This is a genomic window from Pseudomonas sp. GL-R-19 (genome assembly GCF_019956375.1).
Classification (GTDB): domain Bacteria; phylum Pseudomonadota; class Gammaproteobacteria; order Pseudomonadales; family Pseudomonadaceae; genus Aquipseudomonas.
In genome coordinates this window covers 128,750-152,086 of sequence record NZ_JAHBDJ010000092.1, presented here as the reverse complement: position 1 = coordinate 152,086, position 23,337 = coordinate 128,750, and the positions used below count along the sequence as shown (strand labels likewise).

Here is a 23,337-nt window from a genome sequence, read left to right as displayed (position 1 = left end):
CAACCACCGGACCGTGCCAACCACTTAATGCTCTTGCGAGGACTCTATGGCCCGTTTCGAACTGCAAAAACTCTACATCGATGGCGCTTACAGTGACGCCAGCAGCGACGCCACTTTCGAAGCCATCAACCCGGCTAACGGTGAAGTCCTCGCAACAGTACAACGTGCGACCAAGGAAGACGTCGAGCGCGCTGTGGTCAGTGCCGAAAAGGGCCAGAAAATCTGGGCTGCAATGACCGCGATGGAGCGTTCGCGCATCCTGCGTCGTGCCGTGGAAATCCTGCGCGAGCGCAACGACGAACTGGCCGCCCTGGAAACCCTGGACACCGGCAAGGCCTACTCCGAAACCCGCTACGTCGACATCGTCACCGGTGCTGACGTGCTGGAGTACTACGCTGGCCTGGTACCGGCCATCGAAGGCGAGCAGATCCCGCTGCGCACCACTTCGTTCGTCTACACCCGTCGCGAGCCGCTGGGCATCGTGGCCGGTATCGGCGCGTGGAACTACCCGATCCAGATCGCCCTGTGGAAATCCGCACCTGCCCTGGCGGCCGGTAACGCGATGATCTTCAAGCCAAGTGAAGTCACCTCGCTGACCACCCTGAAACTGGCCGAGATCTACACCGAAGCCGGCGTGCCAAACGGCGTGTTCAACGTCCTGACCGGCAGCGGCCGCGAAGTCGGCACCTGGCTGACCGAGCACCCGCGCATCGAGAAAGTCTCCTTCACCGGCGGCACCGATACCGGCAAGAAAGTCATGGCCAGCGCTTCGGCTTCGTCGCTCAAGGACGTGACCATGGAACTGGGCGGCAAATCCCCGCTGATCATCTGCGACGACGCCGACCTCGATCGCGCTGCCGACACCGCGATGATGGCCAACTTCTACAGCTCCGGCCAGGTCTGCACCAACGGCACTCGCGTGTTCGTACCGGCTCACCTGAAAACCGCTTTCGAAGCCAAAATCGTTGAGCGCGTTGCGCGCATCCGCGTCGGCAACCCGGAAGACGAAAACACCAACTTCGGCCCACTGGTCAGCTTCGCCCACATGGAAAGCGTGCTGGGCTACATCGCCAAGGGCAAGGAAGAAGGCGCCCGCGTCCTGTGCGGCGGCGAACGCCTGACCGACGGCGAATTCGCCAAGGGTGCGTTCGTGGCCCCGACCGTGTTCACCGACTGCACCGACGACATGACCATCGTGCGTGAAGAAATCTTTGGCCCGGTGATGGCGATCCTCACCTACGAAACCGAAGAAGAAGTGATCCGTCGCGCCAACGACACCGACTTCGGCCTGGCCGCCGGTATCGTCACCCGCGACCTGAACCGCGCGCACCGCGTGATTCATCAACTGGAAGCCGGTATCTGCTGGATCAACGCCTGGGGCGAGTCCGACGCGAAGATGCCGGTTGGCGGCTACAAGCAGTCGGGTGTCGGCCGTGAGAACGGCATCAGCTCGCTGAACAACTTCACCCGCATCAAATCGGTACAGGTCGAGCTGGGCGATTACGTCTCGGTGTTCTAACCCCGAGTCTTGTATTGCCTGCGAGGCCCCCTTCGCGGGCAAGCCCGCTCCTACAAAGGGCAGCGCATGACCTGTAGGAGCTGGCTTGCCAGCGAATCGAGTGCGCAGCACTCGTCAGGCCTGACCTGACCAACTTCAAAGAGGGTGCATTCAATGTCCCAAGAATTCGACTACATCATCATCGGTGCCGGCTCGGCCGGTAACACCCTGGCGACCCGTCTGACCGAAGACGCCGGCGTCACCGTCCTGCTGCTCGAAGCGGGCGGCCCGGACTACCGCATGGATTTCCGCACGCAGATGCCGGCCGCCCTGGCGTTCCCGCTGCAAGGCCGTCGCTACAACTGGGCCTACGAAACCGATCCTGAGCCGCACATGGACGGTCGCCGCATGGAATGCGGTCGCGGCAAGGGTCTGGGCGGTTCCTCGCTGATCAACGGCATGTGCTACATCCGCGGCAACGCCATGGACTACGACGGCTGGGCGAAACTGCCAGGCCTGGAAGACTGGTCGTACCTGGACTGCCTGCCGTATTTCCGTAAAGCGGAAACCCGTGACATCGGCCCGAACGACTACCACGGTGGCGACGGCCCGGTCAGCGTGACCACGCCTAAAGCCGGCAACAACCCGCTGTTCCACGCCATGGTTGAAGCGGGCGTGCAGGCCGGTTACCCACGTACCGAAGACTTGAACGGCTACCAGCAGGAAGGCTTCGGCCCGATGGACCGCACCGTGACGCCCAAGGGTCGTCGTGCCTCCACCGCCCGCGGCTACCTGGACGTCGCCAAGAAGCGTTCGACCCTGACCATCGTCACCCACGCCCTGACCGACAAGATCCTGTTCGAAGGCAAGCGTGCGGTCGGCGTGCGTTACCTGGTCGGCGCCGCTGAAGAGCGAGTTGAAGTCAAAGCGCGCAAGGAAGTGCTGCTGTGCTCCGGCGCCATCGCTTCGCCGCAGATCCTGCAACGCTCCGGCGTCGGCCCGGCCGAGTTGCTGAACAAGCTCGACATTCCAGTGGTCCACGACCTGCCGGGTGTCGGTGAAAACCTGCAGGATCACCTTGAGTTGTACCTGCAATACGCTTGCACCCAACCGGTTTCGCTGTACCCGTCGCTGCTCCTGCACAACCAGCCAGCCATCGGTGCCGAATGGCTGTTCAACGGCACCGGCATCGGCGCCAGCAACCAGTTCGAAGCCGGCGGTTTCATCCGCACCCGTCCGGAATTCGAATGGCCGAACATCCAGTACCACTTCCTGCCGGTGGCGATTAACTACAACGGCAGCAACGGTGTGAAAGAGCACGGTTTCCAGGCGCACATGGGCTCCATGCGTTCGCCAAGCCGTGGTCGCATCCAGGCCAAGTCCAAGGACCCGCGCCAGTACCCGAGCATCCTGTTCAACTACATGGCCACCGAGCAGGACTGGCAGGAATTCCGCGACGGCATCCGCCTGACCCGTGAAATCATGCAGCAGCCTGCGCTGGACGCCTTCCGTGGCCGCGAGATCAGCCCGGGCATCGACGTGCAAAGCGACGAGCAGCTGGACAAGTTCATCCGCGAGCACGCCGAAACCGCGTTCCACCCGTCCTGCTCGTGCAAGATGGGCACCGACGAGATGGCCGTGGTCGATAGCGAAGGTCGCGTGCATGGCATGCAAGGCCTGCGTGTGGTCGATGCCTCGATCATGCCGATCATCACCACCGGTAACCTCAACGCACCCACGATCATGATGGCCGAGAAAATCGCCGACAAGATCCGTGGCCGCAAGCCGTTGCCGCGCAGCACCGCCACTTACTACGTGGCGGGTGAAGCACCGGTGAAGGGCAAGCCGGTGCGGGAAGTGAGCCAGACGGCGTAAGGCGGCAGACCGCGTCGAACCCATCGCGAGCAAGCTCGCGATGGCACCCGATCAAACAACACACAGCTCCCAGTAATCCCCCTTCCACAGATCCAAACTTGATCCTCCCCCCTCGCAGGCCTAATCTAGCGCCACGCAATCGTTCCCCCCCTCGCAGCACCGCTCCATCGCCACTCCATACCCAGGAGGTTCACGAATGTTCGATTTCCATCCCCAGCTCAAGCAGCGCTTCGCCGCCTTGCGCACGGGTGCCGAATTCTTTTCCCTGCGTTATGTGCGCGAATCCGGGCAGTACCTGTCGGTGCGCAAGAACGTCGCCGAACCGCCGAGCCTGAGCCGTGACGAAGGGGCGATGCTGACCGTGCGGGTCAATGGCGTCGAGGCCTATGCGGCGACCAACGACCTGTCGCAACAAGGCCTGCAAGCCGCCCTCGAACGCGCCGAACTCCAGGCCCGCCGACTCAAGCCCCACGCCTTGCTGGACCTGCGTGAACAGGCTGTTTCCAGCGACCGCGCCGATTACTTTTCGCCCAACCTCGACCAGGCCTTCCCGTCCCTGAGCGACTGCTACCAACTGCTCGGTACCGAGTCGGCTGCCGTGCCCAAGGACGAACGCTTGGTAAACTGGCAGGTCAGCCTCGGCATCACCCACGTCGAGCAGATTTACCTCAACAGCGCCGGTGCCGAACTGCGCCAGGCCCAACGCTTTGTCTACCCTGGCCTGGACGTCACGGCCTACGACGGCAACGACAGCCAGACCCGCAGCCTTGGCCGCGAGAATTTCGGCCAGCAAGGCGCGGCGGACGTCATCAGCCGCTGCGGCCTGATCGGTGCCGGTGCCCAGGTGGCCGATCAGGCCCTGCAATTGCTCCTGGCGCCGAACACCCCGCAAGGCAAGCGCGACCTGCTGCTGATGCCCGATCAGATGATGCTGCAAATCCACGAGTCCATCGGCCACCCGCTGGAGCTGGACCGCATCCTCGGCGACGAGCGCAATTACGCCGGCACCAGTTTCGTCAAAGCCAGTGATTTCGGCCGCCTGCAATACGGTTCCGGCCTGCTCAACGTGACCTTCGACCCGGACATCCCCGAGGAGCTCGCCAGTTACGGCCATGACGACGACGGCACGCCCGCCAGTAAACAGTTCCTGATCCGTGAAGGCCTGTTGCTGCGCCCGCTGGGTGGTGCGTTGTCACAATTCCGTGCCGGCATGGACGGCGTCGCCAACAGCCGTGCCTGCGGCTGGAACCGCCCGCCCATCGACCGCATGGCCAACCTCAACATCGAGCCTGGCGATCAGTCCATCGAACGGCTGATCGGCGGTATCGAACACGGCGTGCTGATGTCGACCAACCGTTCATGGTCGATCGACGATGCGCGCAACAAATTCCAGTTCGGTTGCGAATGGGGCCAAATTATCGAATACGGCGAACTCAAGGGCGTGGTCAAGAACCCCAATTACCGGGGCATCTCCGCGCAATTCTGGAAGAGCCTCAGCGCCGTCGGCGATGCCAGTACCTTCAAGGTCCTCGGCACACCGAACTGCGGCAAGGGTGAACCGAACCAGGTGATCCGCGTCGGTCACGCATCACCGGCCTGCGTGTTCAGCAACGTTGATGTATTCGGAGGAGACGCCTGATGAATCCTTCAAACAGCCAGTCCGCGTCGTTCAAGGCACTGGTCAACAGCCTGCGTGAAGCGCTTCACGAGCCTGAGCAGTTCACCCTCAGCTACGCCGCCGAGTCGTCGGCCTTCGTACGTTTCAACCACGCCAAGGTGCGTCAGGCCGGTCAGGTGCAGCAGGCGAGTATCGGACTGAAGCTGATCAACGAAGGCCGCCATGCCGACCTGCACATCACCCTGGCCGGCGATCCGCAGGTGGATGCGCAGCGCCTGAGCGAAGGTCTGCAACAGTTGCGTGAAACCCTGCCACTGTTGCCTGCGGACCCTTACTTGCTGCTCAACCACAACGGCTGGCAGAGCGACAACGTGCAGTCGCACCCGCTGCCGGACACCGAGCAGGTCGTCGCGCAAATCACCCAGGCCGCCGAAGGCCTGGATCTGGTCGGATTCTATGCTGCAGGGCCTATCAGTCGTGGCTTTGCCAGTTCTTCGGGCGCCTTCGGCTGGCATCAGGCCAACAGTTTCAATTTCGACTTCAGCCTGTTCCACGAGAATGGCCAGGCCGTGAAAGCCAGCTACGCCGGGCACGACTGGAGCAGCGAAGGCTTTACCAAACGCTTCCAGCAAGCCCGCGAGCAGCTTGAGTTTCTGGGTCGGCCGCTGCGCACCCTGGCGCCCGGCCAGTACCGCGCCTACCTGGCACCGGCGGCGCTGGAAGAAATCATGGGCATGCTGTGCTGGGGTGGTTTCTCGGCACAGTCGATTGCCAGCAAAAGCAGCCCGCTGCAAAAGCTCTACGGGGGTGACAGCGCGTTCAGCCCGCTGGTCTCGCTGGATGAAAAAGTCAGCGGCTCGCTGAGCCCGGCGTTTTCCGATGAGGGTTATCCGCGCAGCGACCTTAAGTTGATCGTCGACGGCAAGACCGGGGCGCAACTGGTCGGCTCGCGCAGCGCCGCTGAATACGGTTTGACTGCCAATGGCGCCAGCGGCGGTGAATCACCGAGCGCACTGAACATGAAAGCCGGGGCATTGCCTGACGCGGACATCCTCAAGCAATTGGGCACGGGGTTGTACATCAGCAACCTGTGGTACCTGAACTTCTCGGATCAACCAGCTGCACGCCTGACCGGCATGACCCGCTTTGCCACGTTCTGGGTCGAGAACGGCGAGATCCAGGCACCGGTCAGCACCATGCGTTTTGATGACAGCGCTTTCAGCCTGCTCGGTTCGCAGCTGGAAGCATTGACCGAAGAGCGGGAGTTGTTGCTATCGGCCAGTACCTACAGCCAGCGGGCGACGGCTTCGGCGTTGTTGCCTGGGGCGCTGGTCAGCCGACTAACTTTGACACTGTAAACACGCCTACCCCTGTAGGAGCGAGCCTGCTCGCGATGGTCGTGAACGATGACGCGTGCTGCCTGGAAAAACGCAGCGCCTTCACATTCATCGCGAGCAGGCTCGCTCCTGCAGGAACGGAGTAAAGCTCACACTGACAAGAGGTCCCATGCCCAACCGCCCACCTCTCGACGCTGTCACCGCCCGCTGGGTGCCGTGGGTCGTCGCCATCGCCTTCTTCATGCAGTCCCTCGACGGGACGATTCTCAACACTGCCCTGCCAGCCATGGCCCGCGACTTGGCCGAAGACCCATTGCGCATGCAGGGCGTGATCATCGCCTACATGCTCACGGTCGCGTTGCTGATCCCGGCTTCGGGCTGGATCGCCGATCGCTTCGGCACCCAAAAGATCTTCTTCAGCGCGATTCTGTTGTTCAGCTTCGGTTCGCTGCTCTGCGCGCTGTCGAGCAGCTTGAGCATGCTGATCGGTGCCCGGGTGATCCAGGGCCTGGGTGGCGCGTTGATGTTGCCGGTCGGGCGGCTGGTAGTGTTGCGCGCCTACCCGCGTTCGGAACTGGTGCGGATCATGGGTTTCATCACCATTCCCGGGTTGCTCGGCCCCTTGATCGGTCCGACCATGGGCGGCTGGATGGTGCAATACCTGACCTGGCACTGGATCTTCCTGATCAACCTGCCCGTCGGCGTCGTCGGTTGCTACGCCGTGTGGAAATTCATCCCCGACCTTCGCGGTACCGAGCGCACCCGTTTCGATAGCCTGGGTTTCGTGCTGTTCGGCGCGGCGATGATTCTGATCACCATCGCCATGGAAGGCCTGGGCGAGCTGCACCTGCCGCATTTGCGGGTAATGTTGCTGCTGTTCGGCGGCATGGCTTGCCTGGCAGCGTATTGGCTGCGTGCCGGGCACATCGAGAACCCGCTGTTCGCGCCGTCGCTGTTCAAGACCCGGACCTTTGCCGTGGGCATTATCGGCAACCTGTTCGCCCGTCTCGGCAGCGGCGCCCTGCCCTTTCTGGTGCCATTGCTGCTGCAAGTGGCGCTGGGCTATTCGCCGTCCCAGGCCGGGATGAGCATGCTGCCGCTTGCGGCGGCGGCGATGATCGCCAAGTGGGTCGCGCGGCCGCTGATCGAGCGTTTGGGTTATCGCATCGTGCTCACCGGCAACACCCTGGCGCTGGGGATCATGCTGGCGAGCATGGGCCTGGTCAGCGAGCAGACGCCGTACTGGCTGCTGCTGTGCCTGCTGGCGATCCTCGGGGCGATCAACTCCTTGCAGTTCACCGCGATGAACACCGTGACCCTGATCGACCTCGACGACGCCAGCGCCAGCAGCGGCAACAGTTTGTTGTCGGTGGTCGCACAGTTGTCCCTGAGCCTGGGCGTTGCGTGCGCCGGTGCGTTGCTCGGTGGCTTTACCGCGGAGATTGGAAACGACGGCGTGCAGACAGTTCTGGGCGCGTTTCAACTGACGTTTGTGACGGTGGGAATCATGGCAATGCTGGCCGCGACGATCTTTTCCCAGCTGTCACGGAATGACGGACGGCGTGTTAAGCGTCCGGAACAACACATAGAGCCTTAGTTTCCGGACGATAAGTGCCTGCGCTCGACCATGCTGCGTTGAAAACAGACTCGAAATGCTCATTGGCTAAAGCCAACTCCGCTTTCTCGCCTGTTTTCGCCTTGCCTGGTCATCGCTCGGCTACTTCTCGTCCGGAAACTACGGGCGAATGGCCACCGGGCTGGTACACTGCGCGACATTTTGTTTTGCAGGCCAGTCCCGTGACCACCATCGCCACCGAATTTAATACTTTGCCGCTGTCCGCCGCCATGCTGGCTAACCTCGACTCCCTCGGTTATGCCCAGATGACGCCGATCCAGGCGCAAAGCTTGCCGGTGATCCTCAAGGGGATGGACCTGATCGCCCAGGCCAAGACCGGCAGCGGCAAGACCGCCGCGTTCGGCATCGGCCTGCTGAACCCGATCAATCCGCGCTACTTCGGTTGCCAGGCGCTGATCCTGTGCCCGACCCGCGAGCTGGCTGACCAGGTCGCCAAGGAAATCCGCCGCCTGGCCCGTGCCGAAGACAACATCAAGGTCCTGACCCTGTGCGGCGGCGTGTCCCTCGGCCCGCAGATCGCTTCGCTGGAACATGGCGCGCACATCATCGTCGGCACCCCGGGGCGTATTCAGCAGCACCTGCGCAAGGGCTCGCTGGTACTCCACGGCCTCAACACCCTGATCCTCGACGAAGCCGACCGCATGCTCGACATGGGTTTCTACGATTCCATCGAAGAAATCATCATGCAGGCCCCGGAGCGTCGCCAGACACTGCTGTTCTCCGCCACCTACCCGACAGGCATCAAGCAGTTGGCCTCGAAGTTCATGCGTAACCCGCAGCAGGTGAAGGCCGAAGCGTTCCACGACGACACGCAGATCGAGCAGCGCTTCTACGAGATTTCCCCGGACGACCGCATGAGTGCGGTGACCAAGGTGCTTGGCCACTTCCGCCCGGCCTCTTGCGTAGCTTTCTGCTACACCAAGCAGCAGGTTCAGGAAACCGTCGACCACCTGACCGCCAAAGGCATTTCCGCCGTCGGCCTGCACGGCGATCTGGAACAGCGTGACCGCGACCAGGTATTGGCGATGTTCGCCAACCGCAGCACTTCGGTGCTGGTCGCCACCGACGTTGCCGCCCGCGGTCTCGACATCGATTCCCTGGACATGGTGATCAACGTCGAACTGGCCCGTGATTCGGAAATCCACATCCACCGTGTCGGCCGTACCGGTCGCGCCGGTGAGAAAGGCCTCGCGATCAGCCTTGTCGCGCCGTCCGAAGCACAGCGCGCACAAGCCATCGAGCAATTGCAGCAGACGCCATTGACCTGGGATCAGGTCGACAACCTCACCTCCAAGGGTGGTGGTCCGCTGTTGCCGCAGATGAGCACGCTGTGCATCGCTGCCGGCCGTAAGGACAAGGTTCGCCCGGGCGACATTCTCGGCGCACTGACCGGTGATGCCGGCATCCCCGGTGCCCAGGTCGGCAAAATCGCGATTTTCGACTTCCAGGCCTATGTGGCCGTGGAGCGTGGCGTCGCCAAGCAGGCCTTGCAGCGCTTGAACGACGGCAAGATCAAGGGCCGTTCGTTGCGCGTGCGCATCTTGTAAAAACGCACCGCCCTCCTCTTGTAGGAGCGAGCTTGCTCGCGAAAAACCTGAGCCCACCGCGTGGAGCCAGGCTGCCAGCGTTATCGTTGACGCCCATCGCGAGCAAGCTCGCTCCTACAGGGACCGTAACCTCTGTGAGATTTGTGAGGACACCGTTTTGCGCTCTACCGAAGTCGTGATCATTGGCGCTGGCGCCGCAGGGTTGATGTGTGCGCTGACCGCCGCCGGGCGCGGGCGCAAGGTGTTGCTGCTGGACCATGCCAACAAGGCCGGCAAGAAAATCCTGATGTCGGGCGGTGGCCGCTGCAATTTCACCAACATGTACACGGAACCTGGCAATTTCCTCTCGCAGAATGCACACTTCTGCAAATCCGCCCTGGCCCGCTACACACAGTGGGATTTCATCGGCATGGTGGCCAAGCATGGCGTGCCGTATCACGAGAAAAAACTCGGCCAGTTGTTCTGCGATAACAAATCCAGCGACATCCTGGAAATGCTCCTGAATGAGTGCGACCAGGTCGGCGTCAGCCTGCACCTGGACACGTCGATCCAGACCATCGAGAAGCTCGAAAAGGGCTATTTGCTGGACACGACGCTCGACCAGATAACGTGCGAATCCCTGGTGATCGCCACCGGCGGCCTGTCGATCCCGACCCTGGGCGCCACCGGCTTCGGTTACCAGGTGGCCAAACAGTTTGGCCACGAACTGCTGCCAACCCGCGCCGGCCTGGTGCCGTTCACCATCACCGATCAGCTCAAGGCCTTGTGCACCGAGTTGTCTGGCACGTCGGTGGATTGCCTGGTGAGCTGCAATGACCAGAGCTTTCGCGAGAACATCCTGTTCACCCACCGCGGCCTCAGCGGCCCGGCGATTTTGCAGATCTCGTCGTTCTGGGAATCCGGCGATACCGTCGAGATCAACCTGCTGCCGGATCACGACGTACCGGACTGGCTGCAACAGCAACAGGCCGAACGCCCCAATAGCGAGCTGAAAACCCTGCTCGGGGAAATCTTCACCAAGAAGATGGCCAACCTGCTGGCGGACAACTGGTTCGTGTCCAAACCGATGAAGCAGTACACCCACGCGGAACTGGCCGATATCGCGGAAAAACTGGCGAGCTGGAAAGTCGTGCCGGCGGGCACCGAAGGCTATCGCACCGCCGAGGTGACCCTGGGTGGCGTCAACACCAATGAAGTGTCGTCCAAGACCATGGAATCGCTGAAAAGCCCGGGGCTGTACTTCATCGGCGAAGTGCTGGACGTGACCGGGCACCTGGGCGGGTTCAACTTCCAGTGGGCCTGGGCATCCGGGTATGCCGCCGCGCAGTACGTCTGATCGCACCACCCCTGTAGGAGCTGCCGAGTGAAACGAGGCTGCGATCTTTTGATCTTGAAAAGCAAAGTCAAAAGATCGCAGCCTTCGGCAGCTCCTACAGAGGCGGTATATCGCCAAGGAAGGAACAGATTTTGCTGTCTGATGTGATCGACGCCATTGCGTCGGCGTCATTAGTGGCTCAATTTAGCGTCATTGCCTCGGAAGGCCTTCGCATTTCATGTCATCGACTTCGTTCCGCCAGTCTCTGCGTCGCCTCTGGGCGCTGGATAAATTCAGCTACAGCGTGCGGGTATTCATTGCCCTGACCGGCACCATGGCGCTGTGTTGGTATCAGGATGAAATGGGCCTGCTGATCCCGTTGTTCCTGGGGATTATCGCCAGTGCCCTGGCCGAAACCGACGACAGCTGGCAGGGCCGTCTCAACGCGCTGGCGGTGACGCTGGTGTGTTTCGCGGTTGCCGCCCTGTCCGTCGAGCTGCTCTTCCCCTACCCCTCGCTGTTTATCATCGCCTTCGCCCTGGCCGCGTTCTGCCTGACCATGCTCGGCGCCTTGGGCGAGCGCTATGGCGCGATTGCCTCGGCGACGTTGATCCTTTCGGTCTACACCATGATCGGCGTGGACCAGCGCGGCGGCGCGGTCATCGATGTCTGGCACGAGCCGGTGCTGCTGGTGGCCGGTGCCGCCTGGTACGGCCTGCTCTCGGTGTTGTGGCAGGCGCTGTTTTCCAATCAGCCGGTGCAGCAGAGCCTCGCGCGCCTGTTCCGCGAGCTGGGCTTTTACCTGAAGCTCAAATCCTCGCTGTTCGAGCCGATCCGGCAGATGGACGTGGAGGCGCGGCGCCTGGAACTGGCCCAGCAGAACGGTCGGGTGGTGGCGGCATTGAACGCTGCCAAGGAAATCATCCTGCACCGGGTTGGCAACGGTCGCCCGGGGTCGAAAGTCAGCCGCTACCTGAAACTGTACTTCCTCGCGCAGGACATCCACGAACGCGCCAGCTCATCGCACTATCCATACAACGCCCTGGCCGACGCCTTCTTCCACAGCGACGTAATGTTCCGCTGTCAGCGCCTGTTGCGTCAGCAAGGCAAAGCTTGCCGAGCCCTGGCCGAATCGATCCAGATGCGCCAGCCGTTCACCTATGACGCCAGTTTCGCCGAGGCCCTGAGCGACCTGGATGCCTCCCTGGAACATCTGCGCATCCAGAGCAACCCGGCCTGGCGCGGCTTGCTGCGTTCACTGCGGGCACTGGCGGCCAACCTTGGCACTCTCGACCGCTTGCTCAGCGATGCCAGCAACCCCGACGCCCTGGCCGACGCCACCGACAGCAGCTTGCTCGACCGTTCGCCGCGCAGCCTCAAGGACGTGTGGCTGCGCTTGCGCACGCAGCTGACGCCGACCTCGCTGCTGTTCCGCCATGCCCTGCGATTGCCCCTGGCCTTGAGCATTGGCTACGCCATGGTGCATTTGATTCACCCGTCCCAAGGCTACTGGATCATCCTCACCACGCTGTTCGTTTGCCAACCGAACTACGGCGCCACCCGCCGCAAACTCGGTCAACGGATCATCGGCACCGCCATCGGCCTGACCCTGGCCTGGGCGTTGTTCGACCTGTTCCCGAACCCGCTGATCCAGTCGTGTTTCGCTATTGCCGCCGGGGTGGTGTTCTTTACCAACCGCACCACCCGCTACACCCTGGCGACGGCGGCGATCACCCTGATGGTGCTGTTCTGCTTCAACCAGGTGGGTGACGGTTACGGGCTGTTCCTGCCACGGCTGTTCGATACCTTGCTCGGCAGCCTGATCGCCGGGCTCGCGGTGTTCCTGTTCCTGCCGGACTGGCAGGGCCGACGCCTGAACAAAGTGCTGGCCAACACCTTGGCCTGCAACAGCATTTACTTGCGCCAGATCATGCAGCAATACGCGGCCGGCAAAAGCGACGACCTGGCTTACCGCCTGGCCCGCCGCAACGCGCACAACGCCGACGCAGCGCTGTCGACCACACTGGCCAATATGCTGATGGAGCCTGGGCATTTCCGTAAGGAAGCGGATGTCGGATTCCGCTTCCTGGTGCTGTCGCACACGCTACTCAGCTACCTGTCAGGCCTGGGCGCACACCGGGAAACCCAACTGCCAGCGGACGTGCATGAACATTTGATCGACGGGGCCGGGGTGAAACTGGCTGCGAGCATCGACGAAATCGCTCATGGGCTGGCGAGCAAATCCTCAATTGCGATTCAAAGCGATGAGGAAGAAGCACTTGCCTATGGACTGGAACAGATGCCCGATGAAATCGATGAGGGGCAGCGGTTGGTGCAGACGCAACTGGCGCTGATTTGTCGTCAACTCGGGCCGTTGCGGACGTTGGCGGCGCATCTGATCAAGGACACCAGTGAGGATTGAGATCTCTTGTGTCTGGGCGAGCCTCTTCGCGGGCAAGCCCGCTCCCACATTGGTTTTGTGAACGACGCAGATCTAGTGTGGGAGCGAGCCTGCTCGCGAAGAGGCCCGCTCAGACAACACAGAAACTGGCTCAACCCACTCACATCCCATGCTGCTTCACCAAATTGTCATAACTGCCGTCCACCTTCATCGCCGCAATCTCCCGGTCGAAACTGGCGACGATCTGCTCATGCTGCGGATTCTTCAGGCTGACCAGAATGTGCAGGCTGTTCTCACTCAATGCCTTGGGCAGGAATTCCACGGCGTTTCGTACCTTGGGTGACTCACGGGACAGGTAGTAGCGGGCGACGTACTCATCTTCCAGTGTCAGTTTGACCCGGTCGGCCGCGACCATGCGCACTGCCATGGCGAAGCTGTGCACCGGGATTTTCTGCAATGAGTCGTCGTTGTCGAACGCGGGCGAATAGGCGTAACCGCGCACGATGGCAATTGGATACGTGTGCAATTGCTGCAGGTCGTTGAACTCGATGGGCACGTCTTTACGCTTGAGAAACCGTACGCGATTGAGCAGGTATTCGCCGGAGAACTGGCCGAATTTTGTACGCTCGTCGTTGTACCAGGCGTTGACCAGCACGTCGTAGCGGCCCTCGCCCACACCCATCAAGGCCCGCGCCCAGGGCACTTGTTCAAACTCACTGGCATAGCCGGCCCTGGCGAGCGCGGTACTGACAATATCCGTGGCCAAACCACCGTTGAGGAGCGTGGAATCGGTAAAAGGGGGCCAGGCATCAGCGACCAACCGCAGTTTTTCTGCCGCTGCTCCCTGAACCAGCAACAGCAATCCAATCAAAGCAAAAGCTCGATGCAATCGCGGCATGCCAGAAAATCCTTAGCGGGCGGATTGCCCAACGTGTTCTCAGCCAAACCCCAAGGCCTCGTACTGACAAGCCCGGGTACTCAACATTAGCTCATCGAAGCCACAGCACAGCGCTTCGATCCAGATTACACAAAGAAGACATCCGCGCGAGAAATGAATGATGGCATTTTGGCCTATGTCACAGATTCTTCCGCCATAAAGACATCTGGCGTGACTGCGCTTAGTATCGGAACGACGTTTTCAGGGAATCAAAACATGACAGTCGATTGGATCTGCAAACACCACAGCGACCTGGGCAAGGAGCAGCTGTACGCCATTTTGCAGCTGCGTGCAGAAGTGTTCGTCGTCGAGCAGCAATGCGCCTATCAAGACGTGGATGGCCAGGACCTGGAAGGTGACACTTGTCACTTGATGGCCTGGGACGGCAATCAACTGGTGGCCTATCTGCGGCTACTCGACCCGGAACTGCAAGGCGGGGACGTAGTGATCGGTCGGGTGGTCATTGCTCCACATGCACGAGGCGCCGGGCTTGGACACGCGTTGATGGACCAGGCGCTGGAGCAGATTGAAGAGCGCTGGCCGCAAACGCCGATCTACCTCTCGGCCCAGACGCATTTGCAGGGGTATTACGGGCGGTACGGTTTTGTCGTGACGGGCGAGGAGTTTGTCGAGGATGGCATTCCGCACATTGGCATGCGTCGCTCCTGAAGGCCCCTTCGCTGGCAAGCCAGCTCCTCCAGGGTTTATGTGAATCCTGTAGGAGCTGGCTTGCCAGCGAAGGCGTCAGCACAGATGCCGCCAATACTCAGGGATACTCCAGCACCGCCTTGATCTGCCGCAGATTACGCTCGATCCACCCGCGATCGATCGCACCCCACTCGCGAATCCGATAGCGCCCCGCATGGTTGCGCGCACCCTCTTCCTGCTCGAATTCACAGACAATATCCAGATCCGCCAGCGCCGCGATGGTGTCCTGTGCCGTGCGCCGGGGCATGCCGGTGACCTCGGTCAGCGCCGGAACACTGCTGGCCAGCCCGCTGTCGATCAGGTACGCCACGTACAACCGGCGGTAGAAGCTGCTCTTGGTCTTGCTCACGTCCATTCATTGCTCCTTAAAAGATCGCAGCCTGCGGCAGCTCCTACAGATCCCGCCACGTCAGGTACACCCGCACATCAAATTCCACCTGGTGATAACCCGGCAGCATGTGCTCGCACAGTTTGTAGAAGGCCTTGTTGTGGTCCGACTCCTTGAAGTGCGCCAGCTCATGCACCACGATCATTTTCAGGAACTCGCAAGGCGCTTCCTTGAACAGCGACGCGATGCGGATTTCTTTCTTGGACTTGAGCTTGCCGCCCTGCACCCGGGAAATCGTGGTGTGCAGGCCAAGGGCACGGTGGGTCAGGTCCAGGCGGTTGTCGAACAGCACCTTGTCGATGGCCGGGGCATTACGCAGGTATTCCTGCTTGAGGTCCAGGGCATAGGTGTACAGCGCCTTGTCGCTCTGCACCCCGTGCTTTTGCGGGTAACGCTGGCTCAAGTAATCGCCCAGCCGACCGTCGGCGATCAGCTGGCGCACCTGATCCTGCAATGTGGCGGGATAGGCCTGGAGATATTTCAACACGGTCATGGGGCGGCAATACAGGTCACTAAAAGTTCACCAGTGTAGCGAATTCAGCGGGCCAGCGCGCTCCAGTCAAATGGCTGGGCAAAGACCCCGGTGTCTTCGGCCATCATCGGCCGGGCCACCAGAAAGCCTTGCACATATTCACAGCCGTTGGCCTGCAGCCATTCATACTGCGCAACGGTTTCCACCCCTTCGGCAATCACCAGCATCCCGAACTGCTTGCACAGGTCGATCACACTGCTCACCAGCGCCGCGTCTCGTGCCGACTCCGGCAACCGGGCGATCAAATGCCGGTCGAGCTTGAGGGTGTCCAGCTCCAGGTCGCGCAAGTGCGTCAGGGAACAGGGGCCGACCCCGAAGTCATCCAATGCCACTCGTACGCCCAGATTGTGCAGCAGGCGCAATTGCTTGCGGGTTTCTTCGGGGTTGTGCATCAAGGCCTCTTCCGTGACCTCGACTTCCAGATGACGCGGTTGCAAGTCATTACGCTCAAGCACCTGGCGCAACTCGGTGACCAGGTTGGGCATGCCGAACTGCGTACTGCTCAAACTGACGCCGAGCACCAGGTCCTCGGTAAACAGGGACTCCCAGGCTTTGCGTTGCCCGGCGCAGCGATGGTAGATCCAGCTGCCCAGGCGACTGATCAGCCGCGCCTCCTCCAGTAATGGCAAAAACAGCCCCGGGGGTACATCGCCAACGCTCGGATGCTGCCAGCGCAACAAGGCCTCGAAGCCACGAATCCGCCCGTCGGCAATCGCCACCTGAGGCTGATACACCAGATTGAAATCCCGATTCTCAATGGCGGTTCGCACACTTTCTTCCAGCATCAGCCGCGAGCGCGCCCGGCCGTTCATTTCGTGATCGTAGAAGCGATATTGCTGGCGACCGGCACGCTTGGCTTCGTACATGGCAATGTCGGCCGCCCGCAGCATCCCGTCGAGATTGGCGCCACAATCAGGGAACGTAGCGATGCCGATGCTGGCACCCAGCACGATATCGAGGCCATCGATCTGCTGACAGATCGACACTCGCTCGATGAGCTTCTCGGCAATCTTCGCCGCCTGCTCGGGGAACTCCAGATCCAGCAGCGCGGTGAATTCGTCGCCGCCCATCCGCGCCAGAATGTCGAAGGGCCGCAGGCAGGCCTTCAACTGTTCGCAGACCCAGCGCAGCACCCGATCGCCGGCATCGTGCCCGAGCGAATCATTGACGCGCTTGAAGCCGTCGAGGTCCAGGTACATCAAGACCCAGCAACTGTCGGAGCGCTCACCGCGCAACAGCAGGTTCTCCACGGTCTGGTAGAAACCCCGGCGGTTGAGCAATCCGGTCAGCGGATCGGTGACCGCCTGAAACTCCAGTTGCTGATGCAGATGGCGCACCACCGACATGTCCAGCACGGTCACTACCATCGCATGTTGCTCGGCAGGCAATGGCGCGCAGGACAAGGCCACCGGCACCTGCTGGCCAGGCGCCGTTCGTAGCAGGGCATCGTGCAGGCGCAGGGTTTCGCCGCGTTTGTATCCGGCCAGCAACTCGGAATCGGCCCAGATCGGGATATGCGGTTTTTGCAGGTAGTCCAGAAACTCCTTGCCTTGCAGTTCCTGCACCGTGGCATTGAGCAGCCGTGACATCGCCGGATTGGCAAAACGAATCAGACCGTCCTCACCCAATACCAGAATGCCTTCGGCAGCGTTATCCAGCACCGACGCATTAAAGGCACGAGCGGATTCCAGATCATGACTCAGGCGCTGCAAGGCCCGGCGGTTACGCTGGTGTTCGAGCAACGCCTGGACCTTGGGCGTGAAGATCCGGGGGTCGAACGGCTTGAACAGGTAATCCACCGCACCACTGGCATAGCCCTTGATCACCGCGTCCTGGGACTGTTCGTTGGCGGTCAGGAAAATGATCGGCGTGAGACGGGTCCGCTGGCTGCCGCGCATCAGGCGCGCCACTTCATAGCCGTCCATGCCCGGCATCTGCACGTCCAGCAGCACCAGGTCGATATCGTGTTCAAGCAACAAGCCGAGGGCCTCGAAACCCGAGGCGGCAGTCATGACCCGCCAGTCCTGGCGCTGTAACAACGCGCGCATGCTGATCAGGTTTTCAGGGTAATCATCGACGACTAAAAGGGTTGAGCCGCCTTCTACTGGCGTGGGTTGCGCGCATTCCATGCTGCCTCTCTAATTGCGGGGTGTCAGGCCGGCTTCTCGTGAAAACCGGACAAATACGGTGCCATCACTCTAGACCCGGTTCTGCAAAAGCAGAAGGTGTCAGTAAGCCATCATATAATCATTGTGTCTTTTTACCGACTAACGGTCGATGGTTCAGCTCCATGAAAACCGGGAAGCTGGCATTTCGACAGGATGTTGACGTCAACCACCCGTCAGACGAGCGTTAACAAAATATCCCGCTACGCTTATAAAGGCACCCCCTAAAGGTGCGGTCTAGAGCTTCTGGCACACCTGTGCAGCATGAATCGAGTGGAAGAACCGACATGATCGATCTCGCAAGCTGGAACCTCAGCGTTCCCGTTGGCAACCCGCCGTACACCGTCGAAACCGCCAAACTGGTGGATGGCTTCAAGGATCAATACTTCCACTCCGACACCGGCACATTGTTTTTCTGGGCGCCCGTGACCGGTTCCCGTACCGAAAACGCGATTTACCCACGCACCGAATTGCGTGAAACCTACAGCAACGGCACGTTGAAAAACTGGTACTACCCCGACGCTGACAACTCCCTGCATGCGACCCTTTCGGTCAGCCAGGTACCCAGCTCGGGCAAGATCGTCATTGGCCAGATCCACGCCTATAACAGCCAGAAGCCCATGGTGAAGGTCGAGTATCAATACAAAACCGACAGCTCGACCGGCAATATCGTCGCCAAAGTCCGTATGCACCCCGACGACACCCCCCGAGTCATCACCATCGCCACCGGCGTGAAACTCAATCAGGAATTCTCCTACCTCATCCACCTCAGCCCCGGCGGTGCCTTGGGCATCAGTGCGGCGGGCTATCAGTGGAATACCGATATCAGCACGATGTGGCGTGATAAGCCCCTGTACTTCAAGGCCGGCGTCTATGTGCAGGACAATACGGGGTACACAAGCGAAGGCGGGGAAGTGACGTTCAGCAAGCTGGATATTGATCACAATCAATAAACACACAAATTGTAGGAGCGAGCTCGCTCCTACAATGATCGTGTCGCCCACAAAAAACCCGCCTCTCGGCGGGTTTTTCATCAAGGCAGCTTAACGCTCAGTCTTAGTTGACCTTGGCGTTCAACTCACCTTTCAGGTAACGCTGGTACATCCCTTCCAGGGAGATCGCCTTGATCTTCGAAGCGTTGCCGGCAGTACCGAAGGCTTCGTAGCGAGCGATGCACACATCGCGCATGGCGGTCACGGTGGCGCCGAAGAATTTACGCGGGTCGAACTCGCTAGGGTTGGTGGCCATCAGGCGACGCATTGCGCCAGTGGATGCCAGGCGCAGGTCGGTGTCGATGTTGACCTTGCGCACGCCGTGCTTGATGCCTTCGACGATTTCTTCAACCGGTACGCCGTAGGTTTCCTTGATGTCGCCGCCGTACTGGTTGATGATCGCCAGCCACTCTTGCGGAACCGAAGACGAACCGTGCATCACCAGGTGAGTGTTCGGAATGCGCTTGTGGATTTCCTTGATGCGGTCGATGGCCAGCACGTCGCCAGTAGGTGGCTTGGTGAACTTGTAGGCGCCGTGGCTGGTGCCGATGGCGATGGCCAGGGCATCGACCTGAGTGCGTTTTACGAAGTCAGCGGCTTCTTCCGGGTCGGTCAGCATCTGGCTGTGATCCAGAACGCCTTCGGCGCCGATACCGTCTTCTTCACCGGCCATGCCGGTTTCCAGCGAACCCAGGCAGCCCAGCTCGCCTTCTACCGAAACGCCGCAGGCGTGAGCCATGGCCACGGTTTGTTGGGTCACACGCACGTTGTAGTCGTAGTCGGTCGGGGTCTTGCCGTCTTCGCCCAGGGAACCGTCCATCATCACCGAGCTGAAGCCCAGTTGAATGGAGCGCTGGCAGACGTCAGGGCTGGTGCCGTGGTCCTGGTGCATGCACACCGGGATGTGCGGGAACTCTTCGATGGCTGCCAGGATCAGGTGACGCAGGAACGGCGCGCCGGCGTATTTGCGAGCACCGGCCGAAGCCTGGACGATCACCGGGGAGTCAGTCTTGTCAGCGGCTTCCATGATGGCGCGCATCTGCTCAAGGTTGTTGACGTTGAAGGCTGGAACGCCGTAGCCGAACTCGGCTGCGTGGTCCAGCATCTGGCGCATGCTGATAAGTGCCATTTTGTATATCTCTCCCGGTTGAGGGTCGTTAATCGTGCCAGCCTGCCGTAGCGGCGGCGGCTATTCAAGTTATTGCAGATCGGGGGTTGAGCCCGGGCTGCGGATTTGGTGTTGCATCAGTGCCGAACGCTGCCCCCTGTAGGAGCGAGCTTGCTCGCGATGATGGCCCAGACAACGCGGGCATTCAGGTCCCCAGCGTTATCGTTAACGACCATCGCGAGCATGCTCGCTCCTACAGGTGACAACCACGGCCGATCAAATCATTGGTGGCGACCCAGTAAACCAGGCCTTCCTCACCTTTTATGTGAAACGCCAGCATGTCATTGCTGTACAGCGAGCCCGATGCACCCGGTTCCTGCTTCAAGCGGTAGACCTGATCGGCACCGCCCAGGCGCACATCGACTTCCCTAAGGCTGTCGTCGGTGTAGCGCCACAGTACTTTGGCCTGGCTGTCGCAGGTCCAGGTGGTCCAGTTATCCACAGGCGCGGACGACTGGAACAGGTTCAACTGAGCACAACCCGCCAACAACGCCAATGCCGCAACTGCGATAAAACCTTTCATCCGTGCCCCTCGACCGACGGCGCACGCCGCCAGCCCTGAGTAATGAGTCAGACCCGTCAAGGACAGCCATGTTCCTTGGCGGGTGCCTGGGTCTCGTATTTGTCCAGGCCCTCGGGCCCGGAGCGCTTGTTGAGCACCGGATTGGTTTCCGCCTGCCAGTCGGCCTGGTAGCAACCGTTCTGTGGCGCAGACGGCGCAGGTTCCGGCGTGGCTTTCGGATTACTCCCGCAAGCCGCCAGTGAACCTGCAACGATCAACAGCACTAACGTCTTGACCATTTCAACACTCCCTTGCCTGGTCAAACGGGCGACCCTCAGGCCTTGGCCCGGCTTTCCAGGACTTCAACGGCTGGCAGAACCTTGCCTTCGACGAATTCGAGGAACGCGCCACCACCGGTAGAAATGTAGGATATCTGCTCGGCCACGCCATACTTGTCGATGGCAGCCAGGGTATCGCCACCGCCGGCAATGGAGAATGCCGCGCTGTCTGCGATGGCCTGGGCCAACACTTTGGTGCCATTACCGAACTGATCGAACTCGAACACGCCGACCGGACCGTTCCACAGGATGGTTTGCGACGACTTCAGCAGCTCGGCGAAATTCGCCGCGGTCTGCGGGCCGATGTCCAGGATCATGTCGTCGGCAGCGACGTCAGCGATCAGCTTGACGGTCGCAGCGGCGCTCTCAGCGAATTCCTTGGCAACCACCACATCCACTGGCAGCGGTACGCTGACCTTGGCGGCGATGGCGCGAGCGGTGTCAAGCAGGTCCGGCTCGTACAGCGACTTGCCGACCGGGTGACCGGCAGCGGCCAGGAAGGTGTTGGCAATGCCGCCGCCAACGATCAACTGGTTGCAGATCTGGCTCAGGCTGTTCAGAACGTCGAGTTTGGTCGACACCTTGGAGCCGGCAACAATGGCAGCCATTGGCTGGGCCGGAGCGCCCAGGGCCTTGCCCAGTGCATCCAGCTCAGCAGCCAGCAACGGGCCGGCAGCGGCGATTTTGGCGAACTTGGCCACGCCGTGGGTCGAGCCCTCGGCACGGTGAGCGGTGCCGAAGGCGTCCATCACGAACACGTCGCACAGGGCAGCGTATTGCTGGGCCAGTTCGTCGGCGTTCTTTTTCTCGCCCTTGTTGAAACGCACGTTTTCAAACAGCACGATGTCGCCGGCCTTGACGTCAACGCCGCCCAGGTAGTCGGCCACCAGCGGCACTTCACGGCCCAGAGCCTTGCTCAGGTAGTCGGCGACTGGCTTGAGGCTGTTCTCGGCCGAGAACTCGCCTTCAGTCGGACGGCCAAGGTGCGAGCAGACCATCACGGCCGCGCCTTTTTCCAGGGCCAGCTTGATGGTCGGCAGCGAGGCCAGGATACGCGCATCGCTGGTGACAACACCGTCCTTGACTGGGACGTTGAGGTCTTCGCGGATCAATACGCGCTTACCTTGCAGATCGAGGTCGGACATCTTCAACACGGTCATGGGTCGCATTTCCTGAGTAGCTGATCTTAGAGAGCAGGTTTTTTTGAAGTCGCTGTTTGCAGATAGTGCTCTGCAACGTCCAGCATTCGGTTGGCAAAACCCCATTCGTTGTCGAACCAGGCCAGGATGTTCACCAGCCGAGGGCCGGAAACGCGGGTCTGACTGGCATCGACGATCGCCGAATGTGGGTCATGGTTGAAATCACAGCTTGCGTGGGGTAGCTCGGTGTAGGCCAGCAGGCCTTTGAGCGGGCCGCTGGTGGCGGCTTCGCGCAGGATCCGGTTAACCTCGGTGGCATCGGTCGCGGTAGCGGTCTGCATCGTGATATCGAGGCAGGACACGTTGACCGTTGGCACCCGCACGGCTTTGGCCTGAATTCGTCCGGCAAGTTCCGGCAACAGGCGTTCGATGCCACGCGCCAGACCGGTGGACACCGGTATCACTGACTGGAACGCCGAACGGGTGCGGCGCAGGTCTTCGTGGTGATAGGCATCGATGACCGGCTGATCGTTCATGGCCGAGTGAATGGTGGTGATCGACACATAGTCCAGGCCAATGGCCTGATTCAGCAGGCGCAGCAGCGGCACGCCGCAGTTGGTGGTGCAGGACGCGTTGGACACCAGCAGTTCGTCGCCGGTCAGGCAATCCTGGTTCACGCCGTAGACGATGGTGGCGTCGACATCGGACTCGCTGGCCATCGGCTGGGAAAACAGCACGCGCGGTGCGCCGGCATCGAGGAAACGCTGGCCGTCTTCGCGAGTGTGATAAGCGCCGGAGCACTCCAGCACCAGATCGACGCCCAGGGACGCCCAATCGATGCCTTCGGGGGTGGCACTGCGCAGGACCTTCACGCAGTCGCCATTAATATGCAGACAATCGCCGTCGACCTTCACTTCGCCGGGAAAACGCCCGTGGGTGGAGTCGAAGCGTGTCAGGTATTCGATGCTGGCCATGTCGGCCAGATCGTTGATCGCGACAATCTCGAACCCAGCCGTCGAGCCTCGCTCGAACAACGCACGCAAGACGCAACGACCAATCCGGCCGTAGCCGTTGAGTGCAACTTTGTAGGGACGCGGTTGAGGCATGGGGGTTCTCAATTAGGCGCAAGTACGACACAACCCTTTGTAGGAGCGAGCTTGCTCGCGATGGACTTCAGAACAACGCGTTTATCCAGACAGCCAGCGTTATCGTTAACGACCATCGCGAGCAAGCTCGCTCCT

The 23,337-nt window shown here is 61.0% G+C and carries 19 protein-coding genes; 10 read left to right on the top strand and 9 right to left on the bottom strand.

Features of this window, described 5'->3' with window-relative positions:
• Positions 1 to 46 precede the first annotated feature (46 nt).
• The 8 genes from betB to yccS all read left to right on the top strand — a co-directional run bounded on the left by betB (position 47) and on the right by yccS (position 13,248).
• The gene (betB, locus tag KGA83_RS29580) at positions 47 to 1,519 is read left to right on the top strand and encodes a betaine-aldehyde dehydrogenase (RefSeq protein ID WP_108216989.1); all 1,473 of its coding nucleotides are present in this window, start codon (positions 47 to 49) and stop codon (positions 1,517 to 1,519) included.
• Positions 1,520 to 1,672: 153 nt separating this feature from the next.
• On the top strand, positions 1,673 to 3,373 hold the full coding sequence (betA, locus tag KGA83_RS29575; RefSeq protein WP_108216990.1) for a choline dehydrogenase: 1,701 nt from the start codon (positions 1,673 to 1,675) through the stop codon (positions 3,371 to 3,373).
• A gap of 196 nt (positions 3,374 to 3,569) precedes the next feature.
• Positions 3,570 to 5,012 (top strand): TldD/PmbA family protein, encoded by a 1,443-nt coding sequence (locus tag KGA83_RS29570; RefSeq protein WP_108216991.1) that lies wholly within the window; start codon positions 3,570 to 3,572, stop codon positions 5,010 to 5,012.
• Positions 5,012 to 6,349 (top strand): TldD/PmbA family protein, encoded by a 1,338-nt coding sequence (locus tag KGA83_RS29565; protein WP_108216992.1) that lies wholly within the window; start codon positions 5,012 to 5,014, stop codon positions 6,347 to 6,349. Before KGA83_RS29570 ends, KGA83_RS29565 begins: the two co-directional genes overlap by 1 nt.
• Positions 6,350 to 6,497: 148 nt before the next feature.
• Complete coding sequence (gene mdtD / locus KGA83_RS29560) at positions 6,498 to 7,925, top strand: multidrug transporter subunit MdtD (protein ID WP_223531478.1); 1,428 nt, start codon at positions 6,498 to 6,500, stop codon at positions 7,923 to 7,925.
• Between the two features lie 248 nt (positions 7,926 to 8,173).
• Positions 8,174 to 9,511 (top strand): ATP-dependent RNA helicase DbpA, encoded by a 1,338-nt coding sequence (dbpA, locus tag KGA83_RS29555; RefSeq protein WP_371920759.1) that lies wholly within the window; start codon positions 8,174 to 8,176, stop codon positions 9,509 to 9,511.
• A 157-nt stretch (positions 9,512 to 9,668) separates the two neighbouring features.
• Entirely contained in the window at positions 9,669 to 10,847 is a 1,179-nt protein-coding gene (locus tag KGA83_RS29550; protein WP_108216995.1) for an NAD(P)/FAD-dependent oxidoreductase, read from the top strand.
• A gap of 217 nt (positions 10,848 to 11,064) precedes the next feature.
• Complete coding sequence (gene yccS / locus KGA83_RS29545; protein ID WP_108216996.1) at positions 11,065 to 13,248, top strand: YccS family putative transporter; 2,184 nt, start codon at positions 11,065 to 11,067, stop codon at positions 13,246 to 13,248.
• A 139-nt stretch (positions 13,249 to 13,387) separates the two neighbouring features.
• Here the strand turns inward: yccS and KGA83_RS29540 are convergent, their stop codons facing one another.
• The gene (locus KGA83_RS29540; RefSeq protein WP_108216997.1) at positions 13,388 to 14,125 is read right to left on the bottom strand and encodes a substrate-binding periplasmic protein; all 738 of its coding nucleotides are present in this window, start codon (positions 14,123 to 14,125) and stop codon (positions 13,388 to 13,390) included.
• A 255-nt stretch (positions 14,126 to 14,380) separates the two neighbouring features.
• On the opposite strand from KGA83_RS29540, the gene KGA83_RS29535 reads away from it, so the two are divergent.
• Complete coding sequence (locus KGA83_RS29535; protein ID WP_108216998.1) at positions 14,381 to 14,833, top strand: GNAT family N-acetyltransferase; 453 nt, start codon at positions 14,381 to 14,383, stop codon at positions 14,831 to 14,833.
• A gap of 97 nt (positions 14,834 to 14,930) precedes the next feature.
• Here the strand turns inward: KGA83_RS29535 and KGA83_RS29530 are convergent, their stop codons facing one another.
• Genes KGA83_RS29530 through KGA83_RS29520 form a run of 3 tightly spaced genes read right to left on the bottom strand, consistent with a single transcriptional unit; the run spans position 14,931 to position 17,921 of the window.
• Entirely contained in the window at positions 14,931 to 15,227 is a 297-nt protein-coding gene (locus KGA83_RS29530; RefSeq protein ID WP_007894945.1) for a helix-turn-helix domain-containing protein, read from the bottom strand.
• A 37-nt stretch (positions 15,228 to 15,264) separates the two neighbouring features.
• Complete coding sequence (locus tag KGA83_RS29525) at positions 15,265 to 15,753, bottom strand: YgjP-like metallopeptidase domain-containing protein (protein ID WP_102699232.1); 489 nt, start codon at positions 15,751 to 15,753, stop codon at positions 15,265 to 15,267.
• 44 nt (positions 15,754 to 15,797) lie between these two features.
• On the bottom strand, positions 15,798 to 17,921 hold the full coding sequence (locus tag KGA83_RS29520; RefSeq protein WP_223531477.1) for a putative bifunctional diguanylate cyclase/phosphodiesterase: 2,124 nt from the start codon (positions 17,919 to 17,921) through the stop codon (positions 15,798 to 15,800).
• Between the two features lie 323 nt (positions 17,922 to 18,244).
• On the opposite strand from KGA83_RS29520, the gene KGA83_RS29515 reads away from it, so the two are divergent.
• Positions 18,245 to 18,910: a polysaccharide lyase family 7 protein gene (locus tag KGA83_RS29515; RefSeq protein WP_108217001.1), complete on the top strand. Its 666-nt coding sequence runs from the start codon at positions 18,245 to 18,247 to the stop codon at positions 18,908 to 18,910.
• A 103-nt stretch (positions 18,911 to 19,013) separates the two neighbouring features.
• Here the strand turns inward: KGA83_RS29515 and fba are convergent, their stop codons facing one another.
• The 5 genes from fba to epd form a co-directional block, all read right to left on the bottom strand.
• Positions 19,014 to 20,078, bottom strand: coding sequence for a class II fructose-bisphosphate aldolase (gene fba / locus KGA83_RS29510; RefSeq protein WP_007981624.1), 1,065 nt, complete (start codon positions 20,076 to 20,078; stop codon positions 19,014 to 19,016).
• Between the two features lie 232 nt (positions 20,079 to 20,310).
• Positions 20,311 to 20,640, bottom strand: coding sequence for an MliC family protein (locus KGA83_RS29505; protein WP_223445441.1), 330 nt, complete (start codon positions 20,638 to 20,640; stop codon positions 20,311 to 20,313).
• Positions 20,641 to 20,696: 56 nt separating this feature from the next.
• Complete coding sequence (locus tag KGA83_RS29500; protein ID WP_223531476.1) at positions 20,697 to 20,918, bottom strand: hypothetical protein; 222 nt, start codon at positions 20,916 to 20,918, stop codon at positions 20,697 to 20,699.
• Between the two features lie 35 nt (positions 20,919 to 20,953).
• Positions 20,954 to 22,117, bottom strand: coding sequence for a phosphoglycerate kinase (locus KGA83_RS29495; RefSeq protein ID WP_223531475.1), 1,164 nt, complete (start codon positions 22,115 to 22,117; stop codon positions 20,954 to 20,956).
• A 26-nt stretch (positions 22,118 to 22,143) separates the two neighbouring features.
• Entirely contained in the window at positions 22,144 to 23,202 is a 1,059-nt protein-coding gene (gene epd, locus KGA83_RS29490; protein WP_223531474.1) for an erythrose-4-phosphate dehydrogenase, read from the bottom strand.
• Positions 23,203 to 23,337 lie beyond the last annotated feature (135 nt).

What these genes read in the sequence shown, in the direction of transcription:
- betB (WP_108216989.1), top strand. Translation starts at nt 47, where the DNA reads ATGGCCCGTTTCGAACTGCAAAAACTCTACATCGATGGCGCTTACAGT.
- betA (WP_108216990.1), top strand. Translation starts at nt 1,673, where the DNA reads ATGTCCCAAGAATTCGACTACATCATCATCGGTGCCGGCTCGGCCGGT.
- KGA83_RS29570 (WP_108216991.1), top strand. Translation starts at nt 3,570, where the DNA reads ATGTTCGATTTCCATCCCCAGCTCAAGCAGCGCTTCGCCGCCTTGCGC.
- KGA83_RS29565 (WP_108216992.1), top strand. Translation starts at nt 5,012, where the DNA reads ATGAATCCTTCAAACAGCCAGTCCGCGTCGTTCAAGGCACTGGTCAAC.
- mdtD (WP_223531478.1), top strand. Translation starts at nt 6,498, where the DNA reads ATGCCCAACCGCCCACCTCTCGACGCTGTCACCGCCCGCTGGGTGCCG.
- dbpA (WP_371920759.1), top strand. Translation starts at nt 8,174, where the DNA reads ATGCTGGCTAACCTCGACTCCCTCGGTTATGCCCAGATGACGCCGATC.
- yccS (WP_108216996.1), top strand. Translation starts at nt 11,065, where the DNA reads ATGTCATCGACTTCGTTCCGCCAGTCTCTGCGTCGCCTCTGGGCGCTG.
- KGA83_RS29540 (WP_108216997.1), bottom strand. Translation starts at nt 14,125, where the DNA reads ATGCCGCGATTGCATCGAGCTTTTGCTTTGATTGGATTGCTGTTGCTG.
- KGA83_RS29535 (WP_108216998.1), top strand. Translation starts at nt 14,381, where the DNA reads ATGACAGTCGATTGGATCTGCAAACACCACAGCGACCTGGGCAAGGAG.
- KGA83_RS29530 (WP_007894945.1), bottom strand. Translation starts at nt 15,227, where the DNA reads ATGGACGTGAGCAAGACCAAGAGCAGCTTCTACCGCCGGTTGTACGTG.
- KGA83_RS29525 (WP_102699232.1), bottom strand. Translation starts at nt 15,753, where the DNA reads ATGACCGTGTTGAAATATCTCCAGGCCTATCCCGCCACATTGCAGGAT.
- KGA83_RS29520 (WP_223531477.1), bottom strand. Translation starts at nt 17,921, where the DNA reads ATGGAATGCGCGCAACCCACGCCAGTAGAAGGCGGCTCAACCCTTTTA.
- KGA83_RS29515 (WP_108217001.1), top strand. Translation starts at nt 18,245, where the DNA reads ATGATCGATCTCGCAAGCTGGAACCTCAGCGTTCCCGTTGGCAACCCG.
- fba (WP_007981624.1), bottom strand. Translation starts at nt 20,078, where the DNA reads ATGGCACTTATCAGCATGCGCCAGATGCTGGACCACGCAGCCGAGTTC.
- KGA83_RS29505 (WP_223445441.1), bottom strand. Translation starts at nt 20,640, where the DNA reads ATGAAAGGTTTTATCGCAGTTGCGGCATTGGCGTTGTTGGCGGGTTGT.
- KGA83_RS29500 (WP_223531476.1), bottom strand. Translation starts at nt 20,918, where the DNA reads ATGGTCAAGACGTTAGTGCTGTTGATCGTTGCAGGTTCACTGGCGGCT.
- KGA83_RS29495 (WP_223531475.1), bottom strand. Translation starts at nt 22,117, where the DNA reads ATGACCGTGTTGAAGATGTCCGACCTCGATCTGCAAGGTAAGCGCGTA.
- epd (WP_223531474.1), bottom strand. Translation starts at nt 23,202, where the DNA reads ATGCCTCAACCGCGTCCCTACAAAGTTGCACTCAACGGCTACGGCCGG.